The sequence below is a fragment of the Kitasatospora sp. NPDC023120 genome (assembly GCF_055560835.1).
Window position 1 is genome coordinate 377214 of sequence record NZ_JBVHHY010000004.1, and the last position, 23519, is coordinate 400732.

Consider the following 23519-nt stretch of genomic DNA (forward strand, 5'->3'; position numbering starts at 1 on the left):
CGGCTGGGACGGGTCGTCTCACACTGCGGGACACCGCGGCGGGCCGCCGGCGGCGCCACCCCGGGCCGCCCTGCGCGAGCGGACGCGAACAAATCGTTTGGGCGGGACGGTAAAGAGCTGCTAGCGTCTGGGCAGCCGTGAGACGACGCGAGGAGGTGAGACCCATGAAGGCTGTATCCGTGTGGGTGCTCCCCCTCTCCACCACGGCGGGCGATTGACGGAGGTGTCGCGCCCGGGAGCGCCTCAGACCAGGCACTCCCGAAAGGCACCACCATGAACGCTTCGCTTCCCATTCCCGGCACCGACGACCGCGCGCTCGTGGTCACCCGGATCTCGGACACCCAGTGGCACGCCGTGGAGCACGACCGCGTGGTCGGCTCCGGCGACACCTCGCGCCGGCCCGACGGGCGGCTGTTCGTCAGCGTCGACGCCTGGCACGGCGCGGTCTTCGACCGCCTCGCCGCGGCGATGTCGGCCGACCTGCCCGAGCCGCTGCACACCGTCACCGACGAGGACGACCAGGACACCACCGCCGCCTGGCAGCGGGCCGGCTTCACGACCGTGCGCCGCGAGCGGGCCTACGCCGTGCCCACCGACCCGCGGGCCACCGGGCTCGCCCCGGCACGACCCCCGGCGGGCGTGACCATCGTGCCCGCCGGCGAGGCCGAGGAGGGCCCGCTGCGCGAGCTGGACCGCGTCATCCACGAGGAGGTCGCGGCCGGCCTCGGCTGGCCGGCGATGCCCGCCCAGGTGCTGCCCCGACCGGACTGCACCACCGTGGTCGACCCGTCGAAGTACGCGGTGGCGCGCCACGACGGCCGCTACGTCGGGCTGCTGCGGATCGCGCCGCCCCGCCGCCCGCGGATCGGGCTGCTCGCCGTCCGCGCCGACCACCAGCGCCGCGGCATCGCCCGGGCGCTGCTGGCCCACGCGCTGGAATCGCTGCACCACGACGGCGTCGCCTCGGTCTGGGCCGACGTGACGGAGTCCAACGCGCCCGCCACCGCCCTCTTCGAGGGCATCGGCGCCCGCCGCACGGGCGCCACCCTCGAACTCGCCCGCCCCTGACACCCCGGCAACCGACACCCCAGCAACCGACACCCCAGCAACGAACGAAGAGGTGAGAGACATGACCAAGACAACAGACGGCATCGAAGTCGAAGGCACCGTCACCGAGTGCCTGCGCAACGCCACCTTCAAGGTGGAACTGCCCAACGGGCACACCGTGCTCGCCCACATCAGCGGCAAGGTCCGCAAGCACCGCATCAGGATCCTCCCGCACGACCGGGTACTCGTGGAGCTCAGCCCCTACGACCTCACCCGCGGCCGGATCCGCTACCGCTACCGGTCATAGCGCGACGGGCCCGCCCGCCGGGCCCGCCGCGCGGTCAGTACGCCAGAGCGTGCTGCTGCGCGGCGAGTTCGGCGCGGACGAGCTCCAGGAGTCGCCCCGTCCAGTTGCGTCCCGCCTCGCCGTACCAGTCCCAGTAACGGGAGTCCGTGTCGGTGTAGAGGAGGGTGGCGTCGCCGGTGTCGGCCAGGACCTGTGCCAGGCCGGGGTGCTGGGCGAACTTCGCGCGCAGCAGCCGGGCCATCACCGCGGCGCGGGCCTGCTCCCAGCCGGCCCGCCGGGGCGCCCGCGCGGCCGCCTCGCGCGCGGCGTACGGGGTGTCCGCGGTGCGGACGGCCTCCCGCTGCCGCTCGTCGGCGGTGGACAGCGCCCAGTAGGCGTGGCTGACGGTCGGGTACACCGCGCCGTCGACCTCGATCGGCGCCGGGTACTCGTTGCGCAGGGCCAGCGGCCCGGGGTCGGCCGGCCAGCCCCCGGGGTAGTGGACCTGCTGCAGTTCGACGGCCGGGGCGTGCGCGCGGTCCGGGCCGTCCGCGGGCCGGCGCGCGGCGGCCCGCTCGCCGGCCGCGTCGCGCTCGGCGAAGTACTCCAGCGCCTCGCGGTGCATCTCCTCGGTGACGACCGGCCCCTCGCCGGGCACGGGCGCCCCGGGGCCGGCGGCGAGGACCCTCAGCGGCCAGTCCTTGCGGTCCATGTCGCCCAGCGCGTAGCGGCGCAGGTGCGGGGGGATCGCCAGGTACGCCTCGCGCAGCGCGGCGCGCCGCTCCTCGCTCGGGTCGGCGCAGAACTCCGCGGCGGCGGCCCGGCAGCGCCCGGAGGAGTCCGGCCGGTCGTTGAGGCGGTCGATCTCGTCGCGGACCTCGCCCAGCAGCTCCTGCGGCGTCATCGACCAGTGGACCTCGCCGAAGGTCCACGCTCCCACGTGGTGGGCCGAGGCCTGCGCGCCCTCCTCGAGCCCGGTGGCGACCCACCCGTCGTCCAGCTTCTCGGCGAACTCCTCGAGCGTGACCAGGCCCCAGCAGTCGACCAGGGCGTCGGCGTAGACGATCAGATCGCTGAGGAAGTAGGTGCCGCCGTTGTTGATGAACACGTGCCGCCACGTGCCGGGGACGCGTTCGCCGTCCGCCTGCCTGAAGGTGCGCCGGGAGCCTGACATGGCCGCCAGCGTAGAGGGAGGCCTCCCACGGCCCTCCGGCAGGCCCTGCGACGTCCACCGCCGTTGACGCCCGACGACGGCCGACCACGCCCGACGCCGCCGGCTCCCCGGGGCACCCCACGGGGACCACCGGGCCGGTCGCCCGCGAACTTCCCGATCGCGTAACGAGACTGACGCACCGTCCGGGAACTGCCCGCGCGACACCCCCCGAAGTGCATAGCCTCTACACCGGCACAACGGCGGGCGAACGGCGTGGGGTGGGAGAGGGCGTGGCGAGCGACCTGGCGGCGTTGCGCCGCATGGAACGCCATCTGCGGGGACGGCCCGACCGGGCCGACTACCTGCTCGACCTCTCCAACATCGTCCGCGAACGCGGCCTCGGCGGCGCCGCCCCCAGGTCGCTCGCCCGGCTGCGCCTGGTCCTGGCGGCGCTGCGCGCCTTCGAACAGGACCGCGAGGTCACCGTCCACGCCATCGCGGACGACAGCCTGCTGCGCCCCGAGGACGACGCGCAGTACCCCGACCCCGCCGAGGGCGCCCTGCTGCGGGAATGGCGCGACCGCGGCCTGATCACCTCCCGCGAGAGCGCCGACCCGGACCTGCTCGACCACGCCGAGCGGCTCGGCACCCCGGTCATCAGCAGCGACCTCTACACCGGCCACCGCGGCCGCCACCCCTGGATCCAGGGCAACCGCGAGCAGTTCCTCGGCCCCGTGTGGGGCGGCGGCCGCCCGGTGCGCCTGGTCCGCCGCGACATGCGGGTCTTCGCCGACCGGGTGGTCTCCCGAGAGCGCGAGATCGACGCCCTGCGGGCGAGCAACCTGCTGGTCCGCGGCCGGCCCCGCGCCGAGATCCTCGACCACGCCTGGCTGTGCCCGGTGTCCGGCTGCCACCCCGGCCCCGCCGTACGACGGGGCAAGGTGGTCTGCCGCGTACACGGAACGCTGCTCAAGGACGCCGGCCCCCGGCGGCGCCGGGCCCAGCTCAAGATCGTCATCGACGGGGAGTGCCGGGCCTGGGAGAACCTGTCCGAGGACGACCGCACCGAATTCGTCCTCGGCCGGGGCAACCTCGCCCGGATCGGGGAGCAGCACCTGGACGAGGAGCGGCGCCTCGCGGTCTCCCGCCGGCACCTGGTCGTCGTCTCGCGCCGCGGCACCCTGCGGGCGCTCGACACCAGCGGCACGGCCGTCAGCAGGATCCGCACCGTCCGCCCCGAGCAGGAACCCACCCCGTGGAAGCCGCTGCCGCACCAGCGGCAGGCCTGCGAACAACGGCCCCGCGAACGGCTGTTCCACGCCTTCGGCCCCGACGACGAGATCGAGATCCTGCCCGGGATCGTCCTGCGCCGCAGCGGCCAGCGCTGGCCCGGCGAGCGCGCCGAGGGCGTACGCGCCAAGCCGCCCAGGCGCCCGCCGGACGGCGACGAGCCGACGCGCCGGGGCTGACGGCGGGTCGGGGCCGGCGGGTCGGGGCCGGCGTCGGTGGGCGGCGGTCCGGTCGGGAACAGTGAGAGGTTTTTCGCGGTGCAGTACCTGGAGGAGGACGATCCCGAGACGATCGGCCCGTTCCGGCTCTTCGGCCGGCTCGGCCGAGGCGGCTGGGGCAACGTCTACTACGCGCGGCGCGGCGGCCACGACGCGCGGTTCGGGCGCGGCGTGGCGCTCAAGACCATCCGGCCCGACAAGCTCGCCCGCGACCCCGGGCTCTTCCGCGCCCGCTTCGCCCGCGAGGTCGCGGCGGCCCGCGCGGTCGACAGCGCCTACACCGCCGAGGTGGTCGACGCCGACCCCGACGCCCCCGAACCCTGGCTCGCCACCGGCTACATCCGCGGGGTCGACCTGGCGACCGCGCTGGAGGTCTGCGGCGGCCCGATCCCGCCGCGGACCTGGCGGGTGCTCGCCACCGGCCTGGTCGGCGCGCTCGGCGCCATCCACGCCGCCGGCCTCGTGCACCGCGACCTCAAACTCGCCAACGTCCTGCTGGCCGGCGCCGGACCGCGGGTCATCGACTTCGGCATCGCCCGCCACCTCGCCCCCGCCGACGACGCCGCGCTGACGGGCACCCAGGTCCCCGCGACGATGACCTTCGCCGCTCCCGAGCAACTGCTCAACCAGCCGGTCGAACCGTCCTGCGACGTCTTCGCCCTGGGCCTGGTCCTCGCCTCCGTCGCCCTCAACCGCAACCCCTTCGGCCCGGGAGCCCCCGCGCAGATCGTCTCCAACATCCTCGACGGGCGGCTGCGGCTGGACGGGCTGACGCCCGAGGCCGAGCGCGTCGTCCGCCCCTGCCTGGCGCCGGACCCACGCGACCGCCCCTCGCTCGAGGACCTCGCCGCCCTGCTGCCGGAACCCCCGCCCGAGGAGCGCGACTGGTTCCCGCCCGCGCTCTGGGCGGCCGTCGAGGAACGCTCCGGCCTGGCCGTCGACCTCGAGGAGCCGCTGCGCCGCCGCCCGTACGCACCGGCGCCGCCGCGTCCCGCCCGGCCGTCCACGCCCGAGCCGACCTGGGTCGACACACGGGCGGACACGTGGGCCGACGGACCGGACGGTGAACCCGACGGCGGGCCGGCCGGCGGGCCGGACTGCGCCCCGAACGAGTCGTCGGCCGTGCCCGGCGCCCGGCTGCGGCTGGAGCACGACCTGGCACCCACCCCGCCCACCGAACGCGGACACCAGGGCACCACCCTGCCGCCGCCCCGGCCGCGCGGGGAGGAGCACCAGACCGCCGTCCTGCCCGCGCCCCTGCCCGTGCCCCCGTCCGCGCCCCCGCCGGCCGGGACGGCCGCGCCGCTGCCCGGGCCCGGGATGCCCGGCGCCCGGTACCGGGCGGGCGCGGAAGCCGGGAACCCCGAGGCCATGCACCGGCTCGCCACCAGCTACCGCAGCGCCCGGCAGTGGGAAGCGGCCCTGCTCTGGTACCGGAGCGCGGCAGAGGCGGGCCGGAGCGAGGCGCCCCGCGAGGCCGCCGAGATGATCGAGCGCCAGCTGACCGGGCGCCGTACGGAACTCCTCGCCTTCCACCGGATGGCGGCCGACGCCGGGGACACCGCGTCGATGATGCGACTGGGCGAACTGCTGGCGGAGGGCAAGGGCCTGGCCGGGCCGGTGGAGGCCATCGCCTGGTACGAGCGGGCAGCGGCGCTCCACGTGGAGGACGCGCCCGAGGCCCTGGCCCGGGTCCGGGCCGCCCTCGCGGAGCGGTTCGGCTCACTGACCGAGCAGGAGCTGGCGCTGATGCATCGCCATGAACTCGCCGCGGTCGAGCACAGGGCCGTCGCCTCCATGCTGACGCTCGGCTCCTGGCACCAGGGGCGCAAGCGCGACGAGCAGGCCCTCGGCTGGTTCCTGCGCGCGGCCGCCGCGGGGAGCCCCCACGCCATGACGTCGGCCGCCCACCTGCTCAAGCGGGATCCGGCCCGGCAGGACGAGGCGGCCGAGTGGTACCGGCGGGCGGCGGAACGCGGCAACGAGGAAGCCGTGCTGTGGGTGAGCCGCAGGCTCCGCGACGAGGGCCGGCTCGCCGAGGCCCTGGCACGGCTGCGCCCGGGGGCCGAGAAGGGCATCGTGCACTGCCTGGTCGACACGGCGGAGATCCTCGAGCGGCTCGGCCGCCTCGACGAGGCGTTGGAGTGCTACGCCCGCGCCGCCCTGAGGCGCGACCCCAAGGCCAGGAAGGAAGCCCACCGCCTGCGGTGCGCCCTGGCCCCGGCCGAGACCGGTGCCGACACCGACACCGAGGACACCGCGGCAGAAGTGGAGGTACCCGTCCGGGAAGAGCCGCCCACCCCGCCACCGCCCCCGCCGCCCGCACCACCGTCACCGCGCGCCGAGGCCGAGGCGTACGAACGCCAGGGCCGGCTCGCCGAGGCACTGGAGGCCTTCACCCGCGCCGAGGTCGCCGGCGACCCGGAGGCCAAGCGCGACGTCGCCCGGCTCTGCCTGCAGCTGCGCGACCGCTCCACCGAGGGCGTCGAGCGCCGGCGCCTGCGCAAGCGCGCACTCAAGCGCTACCGCGACCTCGCCGAGGCGGGCGACCTCGACGCGGTGCGGATCCTGATCGACCTCGACGACGTCAACGCACCCCGCTGGCAGCTGCGGGCCGCCCGGGCCGGGGACGTCCCCGCCATGCGCGCGGTCGCCCGGACCCACCTCGACGAACGGGACCACTGGACCGCCCTCGCCTGGCTGCGCCGCGCCGCCGAGGCCGGCGACACCGCGGCCTGGCTGGAGGGGGCCGGGATCCACGAGCAGCGCGGCGCCCACCGCCAGGCGCTCGTCTGGTACCGCTGGGCACAGGAGTACGGCGCCGCCGACGCCCCGCAGCACATCGCCCGCCTGGAGGCCGAACACCCCGAGACCACGGACTGACCTCCCGCAAGCCGGCCCCCGCGGCCCGGATCATTGCACAGCTGTTGCACAGCGAGTGGCCCGGCTCACAGCCGTTCGGGTGCGGAGCATGATCGACTCGGTCGATGCGTCAGTTCGAAAAGAGTCCGATCCCCCTGACGGCCCGACGGCCGGCGGTCGCCGCCGCCGCGGTCGCCGCCGTCCTGCTCACCGGCTGCGGGTCCCAGGTGGCCGGCGCGGGCGGCAGCCCGACGGCGTCCGGCAGCGTCGGACCGTGCGGGGTGGCGCTGCCGTCGCCCACCGGGGGTGTCCAGGCGCCGTCCGCCCTCGCGCGGGACGGGGTGCGGATCACGGCGGTCAGCCCGGTCTGCGCGGAGTACGAGGTGACCAACCCGGGCACCGAACCCTCCGACGTCACGGTGCAGTTCAGCCGGCCGGCGAGCTGGGGCACCGGGGCGGAGACGGTGTCGCGGACCGTCGCGGCGCTCGCCCCCGGGGCCAGCGCGAAGGGGCAGCTCGACCTGGCCACGCCCGGCCGGGCCACGCCGGAAACCGCACCGAAGGTGAAGATCCTCAACGTCCGCAGCGTGCCCACCGCCGAGGCCCCGAACGCCGAAGGCCCCTGCCCGGCCTCGGGCCTGCGGCTGTACGCGGACGACGGCGACGCCGCGATGGGCCTGCGCGTGATGGGCGTGCACCTGCGCAACTGCGGCACCGCCACGGTGAACCTCGACGGCTACCCGACCCTGCAGCTGCTCGACCTGGAGCACCGGCCCGTCGACGGGGTGCAGCTGCTGTCCGGCGGCGCCGCGATCGCCGGCGGCACCGGCGCGGACAACCCGCCGCAGAAGATCGCGCTGCGCCCGGGCGAGGGCGCCCGCGCCACCCTGGTGTGGCGCAACACCACCGGGGACGGCGCCGCGCTGAACGTCCCCTACGTCCGGGTCCGCGCCAACCCGGCGGCAGCCCCGGTGATGATCACCCCGGACCTCGACCTGGGCACCACCGGGCGCCTGGGCATCGGCGCCTGGGCCAGGGAGGACGCCGCCGCGCGCCCGCCGGCGACCAGGCCGGGCAGCTGACATCCCCTCCGCGCGGCGCTCAGCCGCAGCCCCGGCGGTAGGGCAGGGCGGGCACCAGACGGGACCACTCCTCCCGGGCCAGCGGCGCGCGGAGCACGGCGCAGGCCCCGGCGGCGGCGTCGCCGGGCACCAGGCTCCACACCGGGGCGGCACCGTTGTCACCGCCGACCAGGGCCCGCCCGTCGGGCAGGAAGGCGAGTCCGTTCAGCGGCTGCCCCGCCCCGGTGAGCGTGGCCGGGGCAGCGGGGGAGTCCGGCTCCCACAGCCGCAGCCTGCCCTCCCGTCCGACCCCGGCCAGCGCCCGCCCGTCCGGGGCGAAGGCCAGGGCCTGGACGGTGTCGTCGCCGGTCGCGCGCCCGCCGCTGTCCTTCCGCTCGCCGGTGCGGGTGTCCCAGACGTGGATGAGGCGGTCGTTCCCGGCGGTGGCGAGCAGCCGGCCGTCCGCGCTGACGGCGAGTCGGCGCACGAGGTCGTCGTGCCTGAACGCGCTCTGCCGCACCCGGTCAGCCGGGTCGGCGACGGCGAGCAGGCGCACGTACTGCGAGTCGTGGGCGAAGGCCAGTTCGGCGCCGTCGCCGAGGAAGGCCACGGCCTGGACGCGGTCCTTGTCGTGGTGCCAGCGTGGGCGCAGCGCTGAGCCGTCCGGAGCGCCGGTGAGCAGCCGCCCGTCCGCGGTGCCCGCCGCCAGGAGCGAGCCGTCGGGGCTGAGGGCGACGGCCGTGGGCTCGCCGCCCGGGCCGTCGCCGACGCCCACCGAGGCCCGCGGGGAGCCGTCCCGGGCGCTGCGCACGTGCAGGGTGCCGTCGGCACCGGCGCTCACCAGGGTGCGGGCGGCGCGGTCGAGGGCCAGGGCGGTGACGGGCTTCCCGGTCGCCGGGGTGACGGTGACCGGGCGGGGCACCGGCCCGGAGACGTCCCACAGCGCGGTGCGGCCGTCGGCGGTGCCGACCGCCGCCCGGTCCCCGGCCGCGGCGACGGCCGTGACGGGCGGGCGGTCCGGGCCGGGCGCCAGGTCGGTGCCGCGCCGCAGGTCCCAGACCAGCACGCTGCCGGAGGGCGGGCTGATCCCGGCCGAGGTGACGACGGTGCGGTTGTCGCTGCCGGCGGCGACGCCGAGGACGAAGGTCGGGTGGCCGCGCAGCTCGGCGGTGACCCGGCGGGTGGCGAGGTCCCAGACCAGGGCGCTGCGGTCGGCGCCGGCGGAGACCAGGGTGGCGCCGTCGGGGGTGAGGGCCAGGGCGTTGACCGAGCCGAGGTGACGGGCCGGCAGGTCGGTGGCCGGCCAGTCCTGCGGCTCGGCCTCCTCCCACGCGGCGCCGGTGGCCCCGGTGATGCCTGCGCCCGCGGTGCCCGCGCCGCCCGTACCCGCGCCGCCCGTACCCGCGCTGCCTGCCGGGGGCCGCCACAGCCGGATGCCGCCCTGCTCGTCGCCGACCGCCAGCAGGGTGCCGTCGGCGGCGAAGGCCAGCGAGCGCGGGGACGGCGAGCGCCCCGAGAACACCACCGGGGCCCCGCCGTCCGCCCGCGGCGGCGCGTCCAGGTCCCGTACCAGCACGGTGCCGTCGGTGGCGGCCGAGGCGATCCGGTGGCCGGCGCCGAAGCCGAGGCCCTGGATCGCCCCGGTGTGGTCCACCAGGGTGCGCACCGGCGGGGCGGCGCCCGCGTCGGTGCGCCAGACCCACACCTGCCCCGGCAGGTCGGGGTCGCTGGTGCCCGCCGCGAGCAGCGTGCCGTCCGGGCTGAACGCCAGCCGCTTGGCGACCGTGGGCGCGCCGGTGGTGCTCGTCGGCATCACCGGGGAGGGCAGCCGCTGCCGGTCGGCCACCCGCCACAGCAGTACGCGCCGCTGCGGGTCGCGGGTGAGCGCGGCGGCCAGCAGCCGGCCGTCGGGGCTGAACTCCACGTCCTGCACGGGATGTTCCACGTCGCCCTGCAGCTCGGCGACCAGGGCGGTGGTGGCGGTGTCCCACAGCGCCACCCGGCCCCGCGAGTCGCCGGTGGCGACCAGGCGGACGTCGGGGCTGAGCGCGAGTGCGTTGACGCCCCACGGGAAGCCGGGGATCCGCCCGGCCAGGTACTGGGACTGGGTGCTGAGCACCGCGTCGTCGGCGCTGCGGCGCAGCTCGGGCACGGCGGACCCGGCGACCCGGCGCGCCTCCACCGACTGCAGCAGCGCCGCGTACGGGTCGCGGGCGGTGTTGCGCTGCGCGTCGGTGAGCAGCGTCAGCGCGGTGCGCCCGCGCACGGCCGTGACCGCGCGGTCGTGCTCCTGCCACAGCAGCCCGCCCGCGAGCAGCGCCGACACCAGCAGCAGCGCCAGTGCGCCCGCCACCCGGCGCCGGGCCCGCACCCGGCGCCGCTCCGCCCGCGCCTCCTGCTCGGCGCGGGCGCCGGAGGCGGCCAGGAACTCCCGCTCGACCGGGGTGAGGGCCTGGTCGCCGTCGTCCGCCGCCCACCGGCGGGCGACCTCCAGCCGGCTGCCCCGGTAGAGCAGGGCGGCCTCGCGCCCCGAGGCGGCCCAGTGCTCGGCGTCCTGGGCGAGCTGCTGGTGCAGCCGCAGACCGCTGCGGCCCTCGTCGATCCAGGCGCGCAGCCGCGGCCAGGCGCGCAGCAGGGCCTCGTGGGAGAGCGTCGCCCCGGTGGCGTCCAGGGTGATCAGCCGGTCGGCGGCGAAGGAGGCCAGGACGCGGTCCAGGGCCCGGCCGGGGTGGCGCGCGTCGGTGTCGGCGGCGGCCAGCCGGGAGTGCTCGGCGCGGCGGCGCGAGACCTGGCCGTCGGGTCCGAGGTGGACCAGCCGCAGCAGCACCCGGCGGGCGGTGGCCCGGGCCGGCTCGTCCAGCCGGGACCAGGCGCGCTCGGCGGTCAGCGCCACCGAGCCGTGCAGCCCGCCGATCGCCCGGTAGTCGGCCAGGGTGAGGGAGCGTCCGGTGCGCTGCTGCCAGACCGCGCGCAGGGTGTGCGCGAGCAGCGGCAGCGCGCCCGGGTCGTAGGCGTGCGCGTCGCGGCCCGGCCGGGCGGCCGGGCCGCCGGCCAGGCCCAGGTCGGCCAGCAGCAGCTCCAGCAGGCCGGGTTCGAGGTCCAGGCGGGCGGTGCGGGCCGGGGCGGTGATGGCCTGGCTCAGCTCCGCGGCGCTCATCGGGCCGAGGGCGAGCTGGCCGCGCCGCACCGCCCGCAGCAGGCCCTCGTGCGCCAGGCAGTGCCCGTACAGGTCGGCCCGCACCCCCAGGACGACCAGCCGGGTGCCGTCGGGGCCGGCCTGCACGCAGAGCCGGTCCAGGAAGGCCCGCCGCTCGCCGGCGTCGGCGCACAGGGTGAACAGCTCCTCGGCCTGGTCGACGATCCAGACCGGGGCGGGGCCGTCGGCCAGGGCCGCCAGCCGCTCCAGCGGCGCGGCGGTGGGGGAGAACACCTCGGCCGTCGCCGGGCCCAGGCCCGGCAGGGCGCCGCGCCGCAGCGCGGGCACGAGCCCGGCGCGCAGCAGCGAGGACTTCCCCGCGCCCGAGGGCCCGACCACCACCACCGGCCCGCCGCGGTCCGCCAGCCGCTCGCCGAGCAGGCCGAGCAGCTCGCCGCGGGCCCGCTCGCGGCCGTGGAACCAGCGCTCGTCCTCCGCCCGGAAGGAGGCGAGCCCCGGGTAGGGGCACTGGCCACGGGTCGCCAGCTCCACCAGCTCGCCGCCGGCCCGCAGCGCCTGGTCGCAGGCGCGGGCGAAGTCGGCGGTGGCGGGCTTGTCGCCGTTCTCGACCTTGCTGATGTGGGACTTGTCGTAGTGCACCTGGTGGGACAGCTCGGACTGCGAGAGGCCGGCCGCCCGGCGCCGTTCGCGCAGCACCGCCCCGAAGCCCGGCTCCGGCTCCGCTGCCCCGCGGCTCCGTCCCTGCTGCCCGGGCACCCGCCCCTGCTTGCCCTCCGTGTCCACCCGCCGCCCCCGATCCGGTCGTGTCCCAACCGTTCAACGAGCCCGCGCGGGGCCGGTCACGGGGTGTCGGCCCGACCCCTCGAAGGAGTGGAACGGCAGGTCAGAGGGGTTGTCGAGGTGCCCGCGTCGGGCGACAACAGGCAACCGGTGCACGGGTGGCGGCCGGTGGACGAAGCTCTCGGTGGCAGCCGAACCGACCGGCCCGCGACCACGCCGGGTTCGACGCGCAGTCACCACCCCCCACCCGCACCCAGAGGAGAACCGTCCGATGGAGTCCGTCTCCCGCCCCACGTCCCGGGGCACGTTCCGGCGCCCGCTCCGGGGCGCGACCCGGGCGGCGGCCGTCGCCGCCGTCGCCCTGTCCTCCCTCGCGGCGACGGCGCTCGGCCCGGCCGCGAGCGCCGACGCCGCCGGCACCGGTCCGCAGGCGTACTCCGTGCACGGCTTCGACAGCTCCCACCACAACCACGCGACGAAGGACGGCGACAAGGGCTACGACTGGCCGGCCATCACCCGCGGCGGCCAGTCCTTCGTCTACCTCAAGGCCACCGACGGCCTCACGTACAACGACGAATGGTTCGGCCCCGACCTCGCCGGAGCCCGCTCGGTCGACCTGATCCACGGCGCCTACCACTTCTTCCGGCCCGACAAGGACGGCACCGCCCAGGCCGACCACTTCCTCGACGTCATCCGCCGCGCGGGCTACACCGGCGCCAAAGCGGGCGAACTGCCGCCCGCGGTGGACCTGGAGCACTGCGAGAACAACGGCCACCGGCTCCAGATCGCCCAGGTCAAGGCCTTCCTGAAGCGGGTCGAACAGGCCGTCGGCGCCACGCCGATCGTCTACACCCGCCGCAACTTCGTCGACGACTGCCTCGGCGGCACCAAGGAACTCGGCGGCCACCGCGCCTGGCTCGCCCGCTACGGCACCACCGAGCCCCGCCCGCTGCCCGGAGCCTCCGGCTGGGACTTCTGGCAGTACGGCGAACACGCCGAGGTGCCCGGCACGGTCGGCGACCCGATGGACGTCGACGTCTTCCACGGCGACCGCGCCGCGCTGCGCCGCCTCGCCCACCTGAACTGACCCGAACCCTGCTCGCAGGAAAACCGCACGTTCCTCAGGAAAGGACCCACCGTCATGAACCGCATCCGCCGCTGGACCGTCCCCGCCCTCGCCGCCACCGCCCTGCTCGGCTCGCTCACCCTCACCGCGCCCGCCGTCGCCGCGACCGGCGCCGGCACCGTCGCCGAGGCGCAGGACCTGCGGGCCGCCGCGCCGAAGATCACCCGCGCCGAGGAGATCCGCCGGGCCGGGCTCTGGCTGACCGCCGACGCCGGCAAGCCCGTCCCGTACAGCCAGCACAAGACCTGGAAGGACGGCTACCGTCAGGACTGCTCCGGCTACGCCTCGATGGCGCTCGGCCTGCCCAAGCCGGCCCCGAACACCGTCGCGCTGAAGAACGACGGCTGGACCAAGCCCATCAAGATGTCCGAGCTGCGCCAGGGCGACCTGGTCATCAAGGCCAACAGCAACGACCCGAACCACCGCCACGTCGTCATCTTCGACGGCTGGGACAGCGGCAAGCGCTCCTACCGGGCCTACGAGCAGGCCGGCCACGTCGGCACCCGGCACACCTCGCACAGCTACGGCCTCAAGGACGGCGACGGCTACCACGCCTACCGCCCGGTCAACCTGGCCGACTGACCCGCCGCCGAAGGGGGAGGGGCCCCGGACGGTCGACCGTCCGGGGCCCGCGGCGTGCCGGCGTGCCGCCCGGCGGTGGGGTGTGAGGGAGCCCGCCACCCCGGGCGGCGCGGAGCGTATCCGCCGTCACATGCGGCCCGGCACGCTCCCCCGTGGCGTGCCGGGCCTTCGGTGTTCACCGAGGATGCCAGGGCGCGGCCCGGCCGTGTTGGCACAGCGTCGACGGTCCCTTGGCGCTGCGTCTACTGCCCGGCGCGCCCGATGCCGGCGGGCCCGATGCCGGCGGGCCCGATGCCGGTGGGCCCGGACAGCGCCAGGCGGCGGTGCTCGCTGGGCGCGAGCCCGTACGCGGCCCGGAAGGCGCGGCTGAAGTCGGAGGGGCGGGGGATGCCGCAGCGGGCGGCGAGGGCGTGCAGCGGCAGGGCGCGCAGCGCGGGGTCGGCGAGGTCGCGGTGGGCCTTCTCCAGCCGCCGCGCGCGGATCCACGCGGCGACCGTCTCGCCCTGCGAGTGCTGGGTGAACAGGCGGTGCAGGTAGCTGACGGAGATGTGGTGGGCGGCGGCGACCACGGCCGGGGTGAGCCCGGGGTCGTGGAGGTTGCGCCGGATGAAGGCGCGGACGTTCTCCACGATGGCGCGCCGGCGGGCGTCGTCCGGCAGCGCGGCCTCGGCGTCGAGCTCCCGGGCCAGCCAGGCGGCCACCAGGTCGACCGCGACCGTCCCCAGCCGGGGCGCTTCGGCCGGCCCGAGGAGGGCGGCCTGCCGGTCCAGGCCGACCAGGAAGTCCGCGAGCAGCGCGCTGGTGCCCTCCCGCCCGGAGAACCCCCGGCCCAGCAGGGCGCGCAGGCGCTGCGGCGGCAGCGGCAGCAGGGCGGTGGGGAAGTCGAGGCCGACGGCCTCGACCCGGCGCTGCGCCCGGTCGGCGGCGCGCACGCCGAGGCCCCGTACGTCGTACGGCTGCGAGCTGTCGAGCACGTACAGCTCGCCCGGGCGGAAGACGGCGGTCGGGTCGCGGTCGTCGCGCTTCAGCGACAGGCCCCCGTCGAGCACCATGGTCAGGTGGTACACCTCCGGGTCCGAGCGGCGCACCATGGCGGCGGTGCGCCGGAACCGCGCGGGCGGGAAGGACGATCTGAGGAGGGTCACCGGCCCCAGCTCCAGGCGTCGCATCTCCGCCTCGAAGTCGTCGGCGTGAGCACTGGTCATCTCGCTGTCCCGGGTCCGCCCGACCAGCTCCCGCCAGCATTCGAACCGTTCCCTCGCGGGCACGTCCTCGCCCCGGAACACACTCGCCGCCCTCGCGTTCACGCTCCCGCTCCCTCCTGCGCGACTTGCCAGAGCGTAAGGGGGCGGTGACGGTGCGGCGAGTACGGGGGTGGCGGCCGGGGAGGCGGCGGACCGCCGATTTTCCTCTTCCGATCATGTGCTGGTAACTTCTTCCTCGTCGGCGGGACAAGATCGCGGAAGCGGTCGGAGAACCGCCGGACATGCGTCGGTGGTGCAGCGGTAGCACGCCCGCTTTCAGCGGGAGGGGTTCGTTCGATTCGGGCCCGGCGCTCCGAAGGACAGGGGCGGAAGTCGTTTTCGACTTCCGCCCCTGTCGCGTTCCCGGGCCCCTCGGACGGTCAGCGGGTGGCGGCGGCCAGGCGGGCGGCGGCTTCGGCGAGTTCGGCGGGCTCGGCCGCGGCGGCGAAGCCGAGGCGCAGGTGGGCGGCGGGCGCCTCGGCGGGGAAGTGGGGCCGGCCGGGGTTGACGGTCACCCGGTGGGCTGGGGCGGCGCTGGTGACGGCCGTCTCGGTGAGGTGGTCGGGCAGCCGCAGCCACAGGTGCAGGCCGCCCTGCGGGATGCGGTGGAGGGTCCAGTCGGGCAGTTCGCGGGCCAGTGCGTCGGCCAGTACGGCGCAGCGCTGCTGCAGCGCGCCGGCGAGGGTGCGCAGGTGGCGGTCCCAGGCGGGGGTGCTGAGCAGTTCGACGGCCGCCTCCTGCAGCGGGCGGGCGATGAAGAAGTCGTCGACGCGCCGCATCCCGAGCAGCCGGCGCATCACCGGGCCGCGGGCGATGACGGCGCCGATGCGCAGGCTGGGCGAGGCGGGCTTGGTCAGCGAGCCGAGGTGGACGACGGTGCCGTCGCGGTCGTCGGCGACCAGCGGGCGCGGCACCGGCCGGCCGTGGCCGAGCAGGCGGGCGAAGTCGTCCTCGACGAGGAAGGCCCCGGCGGCGCGCGCCACGTCGACGACCTGGCGGCGCCGTTCGGGGGCGAGGACGGTGCCGGTGGGGTTGTGGAAGGTGGGCTGGCAGTAGAGCAGGCGGGCGCCGGTCATGGCGAAGGCGTCGGCGAGCAGGTCGGGGCGCAGCCCCCGGTCGTCCATCGGGACGGGGACGGGCCGCAGCCCGGCGGAGCGGGCGGTGGCGAGGGCGCCGGGGTAGGTCGGCGACTCGACGAGGACCGGGTCGCCCGGTGCGGCGAGGGCGCGGAACAGCATGGACAGCGCCCCCTGCCCGCCGCCGGTGACCAGGACGTCCTCGGGGCCGACCTCGCCGCCGGCCTGCCGGGCGAAGAGCGTGCGCAGCGTCGACAGGCCAGCCGCAGGGGCGCGGTGCCAGGCGTCCGGGCGGCGGGCCGCGCGGGCCAGGGCGCCGCCGAGCAGCCGGGTGGGCTGGAGGCTCTCGTGCAGGTACCCGCCGGACAGCGCGACGGTGCCGGCCGGCAGGCGCTCGGGCTGCTCGTCGGGTGCTTCCGGCGGGACGTGACGGCCGGCCAGGGCGACGGACTGCCAGGAGGTGTCCGGCTCGCCGCCGGCGGGGCGCGGCAGGCGGGCGGCGACGTACGTGCCGCTGCCGGGGCGGGTGACGACCGCTCCCTCGGCGGCCAGCAGGGCGATGGAGCGGGAGACCGTGACCGGGCCGACGCCGTGACGGGCGATCAGGTCCCGGCTGCTGGGCAGGCGGTCGCCGGGGGACAGGCGGGCGACCTCGGTGCGGAGGATCGCCACCAGGGTCTCGATACTGCTACCGTCAGACATGAAGGATGACAATAGCGCTTTCGCCGGAAGTCCGGAACCGCTCCCCGGAACTGACGGTGCGCAACCACTGTCCGGCCCCGACGGTGCACGACAGCTCCCCGACGCGGACGGTCCGGGACCGCTCCTCGACATCGCCGCCCTGCGGGCCGACACCCCCGGGTGCGAGACGGTGATCCACTTCAACAACGCCGGCTGCGGACTGATGGCCCGTCCGGTGCTCCAGGCGATGCTCGACCACCTGCACCTGGAAGCGGCCATCGGCGGCTACGAGGCCCACGCCGCCCGCACCGCCGAGATCGCCGACTTCCACGCCTCGCTCGCCGACCTCCTCCACACCCGCCCCGGCAACATCGCCTTCGCCGCCAGCGCGACCCACGCCTACACCAAGGCCCTGTCCGCGATCGACTTCCGCCCCGGCGACACCATCCTCACCACCCGCAACGACTTCGTCTCCAACCAGATCGCCTTCCTCTCCCTGCGCCGGCGCCACGGCGTGAAGATCGTGCACGCCCCCGACCACCCCGACGGCAGCGGCGTCGACGTCGACGCCATGGCCGCACTGATGCGCACCCACCGCCCGCGCCTGGTCGCCGCCACCCACGTGCCCACCAACTCCGGGCTGGTCCAGCCGGTCGCCGAGATCGGCCGCCACTGCCGCGAACTCGACCTGCTCTACCTCGTCGACGCCTGCCAGTCGGTCGGCCAGTACCCCGTCGACGTCCAGGAGATCGGCTGCGACCTGCTCACCGCCACCTGCCGCAAATTCCTGCGCGGCCCGCGCGGCTCCGGCTTCCTGTACGTCTCCGACCGCGCGCTCGCGGCCGGCTACGAACCCCTGCACATCGACATGCACGGCGCCCGCTGGGTCGCCCCCGGCTACTACCGCCCGGTCGACACCGCCGCCCGCTTCGAGGAGTGGGAGTTCCCGTACGCCACCGTGCTCGGCTGCGCCGCCGCCGTCCGCTACGCGCTGCGCGTCGGACCGCAGGCCGTCGCCCGGCGCACCCCGGCCCTGGCCGCACGGCTGCGCGAGCAGCTCGCCGCCGTCCCCGGCGTGCGGACCCTCGACGGGGGGCCCGCCCCGGCCGCGCTGGTCACCTTCGCCATCGAGGGCTGGCAGGCGCAGCCCTTCAAGGCCGCCCTGGACGCCCGCAGCGTCAACTCCGCACTCAGCTACCGGGAGTTCGCCCAGTACGACTTCGCCGACAAGGAGGTGGAGTGGTGCCTGCGGCTGTCGCCGCACTACTACAACACCGAGGACGAGGTCGACGCGGTGGCCGCGGCCGTCGCCGAACTCGCCGCACTGCCCGGGAGCGCCCGGTGACCGAGACCTCCCCCTCCCCGACGCTCGCGCCCGCCGCCACCCAAGCCCCGCCGCCACAGGGCCTGTGGCGCAACGCGGACTTCCTGCGGTTCTGGCTGGGCGAGACCGTCTCCCTGCTCGGCACCCAGGTCACCAACCTCGCGCTCCCGCTGACCGCCATCAGCGCCTTCGGCGCGAGCGACGAACAGGTCGGCCTGCTGCGCTTCCTGCAGCTCGTCCCCTACCTCGGGCTCGCCCTGCTCATCGGCGTGTGGACCGACCGGGCCCGGCGCCGGCCGGTCATGCTCGCCGCCAACCTGGTACGGCTGCTCCTGCTCGCCCTCGTCCCGCTGCTGTACTGGTGGCACGCGCTCACCCTGCCGGTGCTGATGGCGATCGCCTGCACGGTCGGCATCGCCTCGGTGGTGTTCGACGTGAGCTGGATGTCCTACGTCCCGGTGCTGGTGAAGAGCCGCGAGCACTACGTCGAGGCGAGCGCGAAGATGGGCGCCAGCTCCTCCGCCGCCGACGTGGCCGGGCCCGGGCTCGCGGGCGTCCTGGTGTCGGCGCTCGGCGCCCCGGTGGCCCTAGTCGTCGACGCCTGCTCCTACGCCGTGTCCGTCCTGTCGCTGCTGCTGATCCGCACACCGGAACCGCGCCCCGAACCGGCGGCCGAACGGCACCTGTGGCGCGAACTGCGCGACGGCCTCGGTTGGGTCCTGCGGGACAGGGTGCTGCGGGCCCTCGCCCTGATCGGGTTCTGCTGCAACTTCTCCATGATCACGGTGTGGACGATGTTCCTGCTCTACGGCACCCACGACCTGCACCTCGGCTCGACCGCCCTCGGCGGTGTCTTCGCGACGGCCTCCGTCGGCGGCCTGATCGGCGCCCTCGTCTCACGGCGGGTCATCGCCCGCTTCCCGCTCGGCCGGGTCTACCTGACCGCCCAGAGCGCCCTGCTGCTCGGCCCGAGCCTGATCCCCGCCGCCGCCGGGCCGCGGCCGGTCATGCTCGCGCTGTTCGTCCTGTCCTTCTTCACCAGCTACCTGGGCCTCGGCGTCGCCGGGGTCGTCATCGTCAGCCTCCGCCAGGCCGTCACCCCGCAGTCGATGATGGGCCGGATGACCGCGGCCTTCCGGACCCTGCTGTTCGGCGGCGGCGCCCTCGGCGGGCTGTCGGCCGGGCTGCTCACCGGCGCCCTCGGCGCCCGGGGCGCCCTGACGGCGGCCGCGATCGGCTCCGCGGCCGTCGTCGTCGCGCTGGTGCTCTCGCCGGTCAGCCGGCTGCGCAGCCTGCCGACGGGCCCCTGAACCGGCCCCCCCGGGGCCGGGGCGCTCGCGCCCCGGCCTTTCGGGGAACTCAGCCGCCTTTCGGGGGCCTCGGCCGGCCTCTCGCGGGCCTCAGTCGGCCAGCAGAGCGCAGACGAAGTCCTCCTCGACGGCCCGCAGGTGCGCCAGCAGGTTGACTGGACCGCGCGCCACCGCGCCGAGACCCGGGACCTGACCCGCTACGAGATCAGGGACGTGCCCTGGTCCATCCGGGCGGACCTGATGAGCATGGCGATCATGGACGACCGCGCGGTCTTCCTGGCCTTCACCGTCGGCCCCCGGGTGTCCGGCATGCGGCTGGAGGGCCCGGAAGCGGCGAAGTACTTCAAGGAGTACTTCGACCGGCACTGGGAGAACGCCGACGTCATGTGCTGACCGCGGAGTCCGACGCCCGGCGGCGTGCGCCGAGGCCGTAGTGCGGCGTGCGGTGTCTAAGCTGGGCCCGGGTGCCGGGTGGGCCGGCCCGTTCGCCGTCCGGCGACCCGGCGGGAGGGGGACTGACGGTATGGCGACGGCCGTGGTGGTCGGCAGCGGGCCGAACGGGCTCGCCGCAGCGATCCGCCTCGCCCAGGAGGGCGTAAGCGTACGGGTGCTGGAGGCGCGGGAGACGATCGGCGGCGGCACCCGGTCCGGCGAGCGCACGCTGCCCGGGCTGATCCACGACGACTGCTCCGCCTTCCACCCCACCGGCGTCGCCTCGCCGTTCCTGCGGACACTGGGCCTGGAGGACTACGGCCTGCGGTGGCTCTGGGCCCAGGCGGAGCTGGCCCACCCCCTGGACTCGGGAGCCGCCGGGGTGCTGTGGCGCGACGTGGACCGCACGGCCGACCTCCTGCCGCCCGCCGACGGCAGGACGTGGCGGCGCGTGTTCGGCCGGCTCTCGCGCCGCTTCGACCAGCTCGCGCCCGACGTCCTGCGCCCCGTACCGCACGTGCCCGCCGCGCCGCTCGCCCTCGCCGACTTCGGCGCCCAGGCCCTGCCGCCCGCCTCCTGGACGGCCCGCAGGTGGAGCGGTGAGCAGGCCCGGGCCCTGTTCGGCGGAGCGGCCGCCCACGCCTTCAGCTCGCTGCGCACCCCGTTCAGCAGCGCCATCGGCCTGATGCTGGTCGCCGTCGGCCACGCCCACGGGTGGCCGGTGGCGCAGGGCGGCTCGCAGGCGATCACCACCGCGATGGCGCGGCTGCTGGCACGCCTCGGCGGCACCGTCGAGACCGGGACGGAGGTCCTCGACCTCGACGGGCTCGACCGCCCCGACCTCGTCCTGCTCGACACCGGCCCGCACGCCGCCGCCCGGATCCTGGGCGAGCGCCTGCCGCGCCGCACCGCCCGCGCCTACCGCCGCTACCGCTACGGCCCCGCGGCCTTCAAGGTGGACCTCGCGGTCGAGGGCGGCATCCCGTGGACCAACGAGCACTGCCGGACCGCGGGCACCGTCCACCTCGGCGGGACCTTCGAGGAGGTCGCCGCCGCCGAGGAGGCGACCTTCCGCGGCCGGATGCCCCGCCGCCCCTTCGTCCTCGTCGGCCAGCAGTACCTGGCCGACCCGTCCCGCTCCGCCGGGGACCTCCACCCGGTCTACGCGTACGCCCACGTCCCGCACGGCTACCCGGGCGACGCGACCGAGCCCGTCCTGGACCAGATCGAACGCTTCGCCCCCGGTTTCCGGACCCGCATCCGCGCCCGGTCCGTCCGCACCGTGGCGCAGATGCGCTCCGACAACGCCAACCAGGTCGGCGGCGACATCACCGGCGGAGCCAACACGATGCGCCAGCTCGTCCTGCGCCCCCGCCCCGCACCGGACCCCTACGCGACCGGCGTGCCCGGCGTGTACCTGTGCTCCGCCGCCACCCCGCCCGGCGCGGGGGTGCACGGGATGGCCGGCTTCCACGCGGCGCAGTCGGCCCTGAGGTGGCTGGCGAAGCGGTGACCGCACCCGGGGTCTGGTACGCCTACGGAAAGGCAGTGGAGTCAGTCCGGGTGGCGCACGTAATGTGACGAGTCGTCACATGTCCGACTCCCCCGTGCCCAGGAGAGCAGCGCACACATGACCGACCGGCGAGCCCGCGAAGGGCTCGCCGGGGCCGTACGGGGTCAGCCCTGGGGCAGGTGGTCGGCGACGAGGGCGGCGAAGGCGTCGGGGGTGAGGATGCGGATGCCGAGCTCCTCGGCCTTGGCGCGCTTGGAGCCGGCCTTCTCGCCGGCCACCAGGAGGGTGGTGCGCTTGGAGACGGAGGAGGAGGCCTTGCCGCCGGCGCGCTCGACGAGCTCGTTCATCTCGTTGCGGGACAGGGCGGCGAGCGGGCCGGTCATGCTGCCGGTGACGACGACGGCCTCGCCCGTGAGCGGGCCGGCGCCCTGCGCGCCCTCCCGCGCGCCGTCCTGCGCCGGGCCTTCGGCGGGTGCCTGCGGGGCGGTGACGGCGGTGCCCACGCCCTGGGCGGCGAGGCGGTCCAACAGCGGTGCGAGCTCGGCGAGTTCGGCGGCGATGACGCGGGCCTTCTCCGGGCCGATGCCGTCCACCGCGGCCAGGGTGTCGGCGTCGGCGGCGCGGATCGCGGCCATCGAGCCGAAGTGGGCGGCGATCCGGCGCGACATGGTGCGCCCGGTGCCGCGCACGCCCAGCGCGCAGAAGACCCGGTTGAGCGGGCGGGTGCGGGCGGTGGCGATCGCGGCGAGCAGGTTGTCGGTGCTGGTCTCGCCCATCCGCTCCAGGCCCAGGAGCTGCTCGCGGGTGAGGGTGAACAGGTCGGCGAGGTCGGCGACCAGGCCGGCCTCGACGAGCTGGACGGCGCGGGTGCCGCCCAGGCCCTCGATGTCGAGCTGGTCGCGGCCGGCCGCGTAGACGACCGAGGCGACGGCCTGGCAGTTGCGCCCGCGCACGCAGCGCCAGCGCTGCTCGCCGGTGTCGATGGCGTCGCCGCAGCGCGGACAGGCCTCGGGGAACGCGATCGCCCGCTCCTCGCCGGTGCGCTCCTCCACCAGCGGCGCCTCGACGCGCGGTATGACGTCGCCCGCCCGGTAGACGAAGACCCGGTCGCCGATCATCAGACCGCGCCGGGTGATGTCGGCGGGGTTGTGGAGCGTGGCGTAGGTGACGGTGACGCCGTCGATGACGACCGGCTCCAGGACGGCGCGCGGGGCGATGATGCCGGTGCGCCCGACGTTCCACTCCACGTCCAGCAGGCGGGTGACCTTGTGCTCGGCGGCGAGCTTGCGGGCCACCGCCCAGCGCGGCGCGCGGGAGCCGGAGCCGGCGTCGCGCTGGTCCGCCGAGGAGTCGGCCTTGACCACGACGCCGTCGATGCCGAACGGCAGCTCGGAGCGGAGCATGGAGATCTCCCCGACCCGCTGCTGGGCCTCCTCCAGCGTGGCGCAGCGCAGCGGGCGGGCGGCGGTGGAGGCGGCGGTGTTGGCGCCCAGGGCGGCCAGGCGCTCCAGCAGGGCGGCGTGGTCGAGGTCGTCGGCGCCCACGGCGGAGTAGCCGAAGAAGGTCAGCTCGATGCGGTACGGGCGGTCCTTGGCGCGCAGGGTGCCGGCCGCGCCGTTGCGCGGGTTGGCGAAGGGCCCGGCGCCGTGGGCGGTGCGCACCTCGTTGGCGTGCTCGAACTGCTCGCGGGTGAGCAGGACTTCGCCGCGCAGCTCGATGTCGACGGGCTCGGCGAGCACGGCGGGCAGGCCCAGGACGGCGTCGGCGGCGTGGCTGATGTCCTCGCCGGCCAGGCCGTCGCCGCGGGTGACCAGCTGGTGCAGGCGCCCGGCGCGGTAGCGCGCGGCCACCGCCAGGCCGTCCAGCTTGGGCTCGACGCACCAGGCGGCCACCGGTCGGCCCAGACGGCGCTCCAGCCCGGCCGCCCAGTCCGCGAGCTCCTCGGCCGAGAAGACGTTGTCCAGCGACAGCATCGGCTCGCTGTGCGGCACGTCGCCGCCGACCGCGCCGCCGGCGACCTTCCCGGTGGGGGAGTCCGGCAGCACCTCCTGCGGGTGCGCCTGCTCGTAGGCCGCGACGGCGCGCAGCAGGGCGTCGTACTCGTCGTCACCGAGCGGCGTGGCGCCGTCGGTGTAGTAGGCGGCGGCCGCCCGGACGGCGGTGGCAACGGCGTCGGCGTAGTCGCCGGGGGTGAGCAGAGCGGCGTCGTCGTTCATGGACAGCATCATGGCGACCGGCACTGACAACGGACCGGCCGCGGCTGTGCCGGTGGCCCCGGCTGCTCCGCGCACCCGCCGGCACCGGTCGGTGTCGGTCGGCGCTGGTGTCGGCGCTGGTGTCGGCGTTGGTCGGGCGGTCACCGGCAGCGGCACCGATT

General features: G+C 76.1%; 16 protein-coding genes and 1 tRNA gene. 12 read left to right on the forward strand and 5 right to left on the reverse strand.

All coding sequences use genetic code 11. The features are described 5' to 3' along the window. Positions 1–273 precede the first annotated feature (273 nt). Together ACZ3TI_RS08655 and infA are read left to right on the forward strand one after the other, a co-directional pair. Positions 274–1068, forward strand: a complete 795-nt coding sequence (locus ACZ3TI_RS08655) for a GNAT family N-acetyltransferase (RefSeq protein ID WP_465724842.1) — start codon at positions 274–276, stop codon at positions 1066–1068. A 61-nt stretch (positions 1069–1129) separates the two neighbouring features. Beyond that, positions 1130–1354 carry a translation initiation factor IF-1 gene (gene infA / locus ACZ3TI_RS08660; RefSeq protein WP_465724844.1) on the forward strand — a complete coding sequence of 75 codons (225 nt, stop codon included), beginning with the start codon at positions 1130–1132 and terminating at the stop codon, positions 1352–1354. A gap of 34 nt (positions 1355–1388) precedes the next feature. On the opposite strand, the gene ACZ3TI_RS08665 is transcribed toward infA, so the two are convergent. Beyond that, entirely contained in the window at positions 1389–2507 is a 1119-nt protein-coding gene (locus ACZ3TI_RS08665) for an NADAR family protein (RefSeq protein WP_465724846.1), read from the reverse strand. A 269-nt stretch (positions 2508–2776) separates the two neighbouring features. Here ACZ3TI_RS08665 and ACZ3TI_RS08670 point away from each other — a divergent pair, with 269 nt between their 5' ends. The 3 genes from ACZ3TI_RS08670 (at position 2777) to ACZ3TI_RS08680 (ending at position 7938) form a co-directional block, all read left to right on the forward strand. Next, positions 2777–3955 carry a hypothetical protein gene (locus ACZ3TI_RS08670; protein WP_465724848.1) on the forward strand — a complete coding sequence of 393 codons (1179 nt, stop codon included), beginning with the start codon at positions 2777–2779 and terminating at the stop codon, positions 3953–3955. Between the two features lie 78 nt (positions 3956–4033). Then, complete coding sequence (locus ACZ3TI_RS08675; RefSeq protein WP_465724850.1) at positions 4034–6877, forward strand: protein kinase domain-containing protein; 2844 nt, start codon at positions 4034–4036, stop codon at positions 6875–6877. A gap of 104 nt (positions 6878–6981) precedes the next feature. Beyond that, entirely contained in the window at positions 6982–7938 is a 957-nt protein-coding gene (locus ACZ3TI_RS08680) for a DUF4232 domain-containing protein (RefSeq protein ID WP_465724852.1), read from the forward strand. Positions 7939–7957: 19 nt separating this feature from the next. On the opposite strand, the gene ACZ3TI_RS08685 is transcribed toward ACZ3TI_RS08680, so the two are convergent. Then, positions 7958–11857 (reverse strand): nSTAND1 domain-containing NTPase, encoded by a 3900-nt coding sequence (locus ACZ3TI_RS08685; RefSeq protein ID WP_465724854.1) that lies wholly within the window; start codon positions 11855–11857, stop codon positions 7958–7960. 268 nt (positions 11858–12125) lie between these two features. Between ACZ3TI_RS08685 and ACZ3TI_RS08690 the strand changes: the two genes are divergently transcribed. After that, entirely contained in the window at positions 12126–12941 is an 816-nt protein-coding gene (locus ACZ3TI_RS08690; RefSeq protein WP_465724856.1) for a glycoside hydrolase family 25 protein, read from the forward strand. A 54-nt stretch (positions 12942–12995) separates the two neighbouring features. After that, positions 12996–13562, forward strand: a complete 567-nt coding sequence (locus ACZ3TI_RS08695; RefSeq protein ID WP_465724858.1) for a C40 family peptidase — start codon at positions 12996–12998, stop codon at positions 13560–13562. A 242-nt stretch (positions 13563–13804) separates the two neighbouring features. Here ACZ3TI_RS08695 and ACZ3TI_RS08700 read toward each other — a convergent pair whose 3' ends face one another. Continuing rightward, positions 13805–14869 carry an AraC family transcriptional regulator gene (locus tag ACZ3TI_RS08700; protein WP_465724860.1) on the reverse strand — a complete coding sequence of 355 codons (1065 nt, stop codon included), beginning with the start codon at positions 14867–14869 and terminating at the stop codon, positions 13805–13807. Between the two features lie 181 nt (positions 14870–15050). Here ACZ3TI_RS08700 and ACZ3TI_RS08705 point away from each other — a divergent pair. Next, a tRNA-Glu gene (locus ACZ3TI_RS08705) sits at positions 15051–15119 on the forward strand. A gap of 67 nt (positions 15120–15186) precedes the next feature. Here ACZ3TI_RS08705 and ACZ3TI_RS08710 read toward each other — a convergent pair. Continuing rightward, the gene (locus ACZ3TI_RS08710; RefSeq protein ID WP_465724862.1) at positions 15187–16584 is read right to left on the reverse strand and encodes an aminotransferase-like domain-containing protein; all 1398 of its coding nucleotides are present in this window, start codon (positions 16582–16584) and stop codon (positions 15187–15189) included. On the opposite strand from ACZ3TI_RS08710, the gene ACZ3TI_RS08715 reads away from it, so the two are divergent. The 4 genes from ACZ3TI_RS08715 (at position 16583) to ACZ3TI_RS08730 (ending at position 21142) form a co-directional block, all read left to right on the forward strand. After that, positions 16583–17908 carry an aminotransferase class V-fold PLP-dependent enzyme gene (locus ACZ3TI_RS08715; RefSeq protein WP_465724864.1) on the forward strand — a complete coding sequence of 442 codons (1326 nt, stop codon included), beginning with the start codon at positions 16583–16585 and terminating at the stop codon, positions 17906–17908. The two genes, ACZ3TI_RS08710 and ACZ3TI_RS08715, sit on opposite strands and share 2 nt — an antisense overlap. Next, positions 17905–19197 carry an MFS transporter gene (locus ACZ3TI_RS08720; RefSeq protein ID WP_465724866.1) on the forward strand — a complete coding sequence of 431 codons (1293 nt, stop codon included), beginning with the start codon at positions 17905–17907 and terminating at the stop codon, positions 19195–19197. The genes ACZ3TI_RS08715 and ACZ3TI_RS08720 overlap by 4 nt, the downstream gene beginning before the upstream one ends. A 138-nt stretch (positions 19198–19335) precedes the next feature. Then, on the forward strand, positions 19336–19590 hold the full coding sequence (locus ACZ3TI_RS08725; protein ID WP_465724868.1) for a hypothetical protein: 255 nt from the start codon (positions 19336–19338) through the stop codon (positions 19588–19590). Between the two features lie 130 nt (positions 19591–19720). Further along, entirely contained in the window at positions 19721–21142 is a 1422-nt protein-coding gene (locus ACZ3TI_RS08730; RefSeq protein WP_465724870.1) for a phytoene desaturase family protein, read from the forward strand. A 164-nt stretch (positions 21143–21306) separates the two neighbouring features. Here the strand turns inward: ACZ3TI_RS08730 and ligA are convergent, their stop codons facing one another. Next, on the reverse strand, positions 21307–23367 hold the full coding sequence (gene ligA / locus ACZ3TI_RS08735) for an NAD-dependent DNA ligase LigA (protein WP_465724925.1): 2061 nt from the start codon (positions 23365–23367) through the stop codon (positions 21307–21309). Positions 23368–23519: the final 152 nt, after the last annotated feature.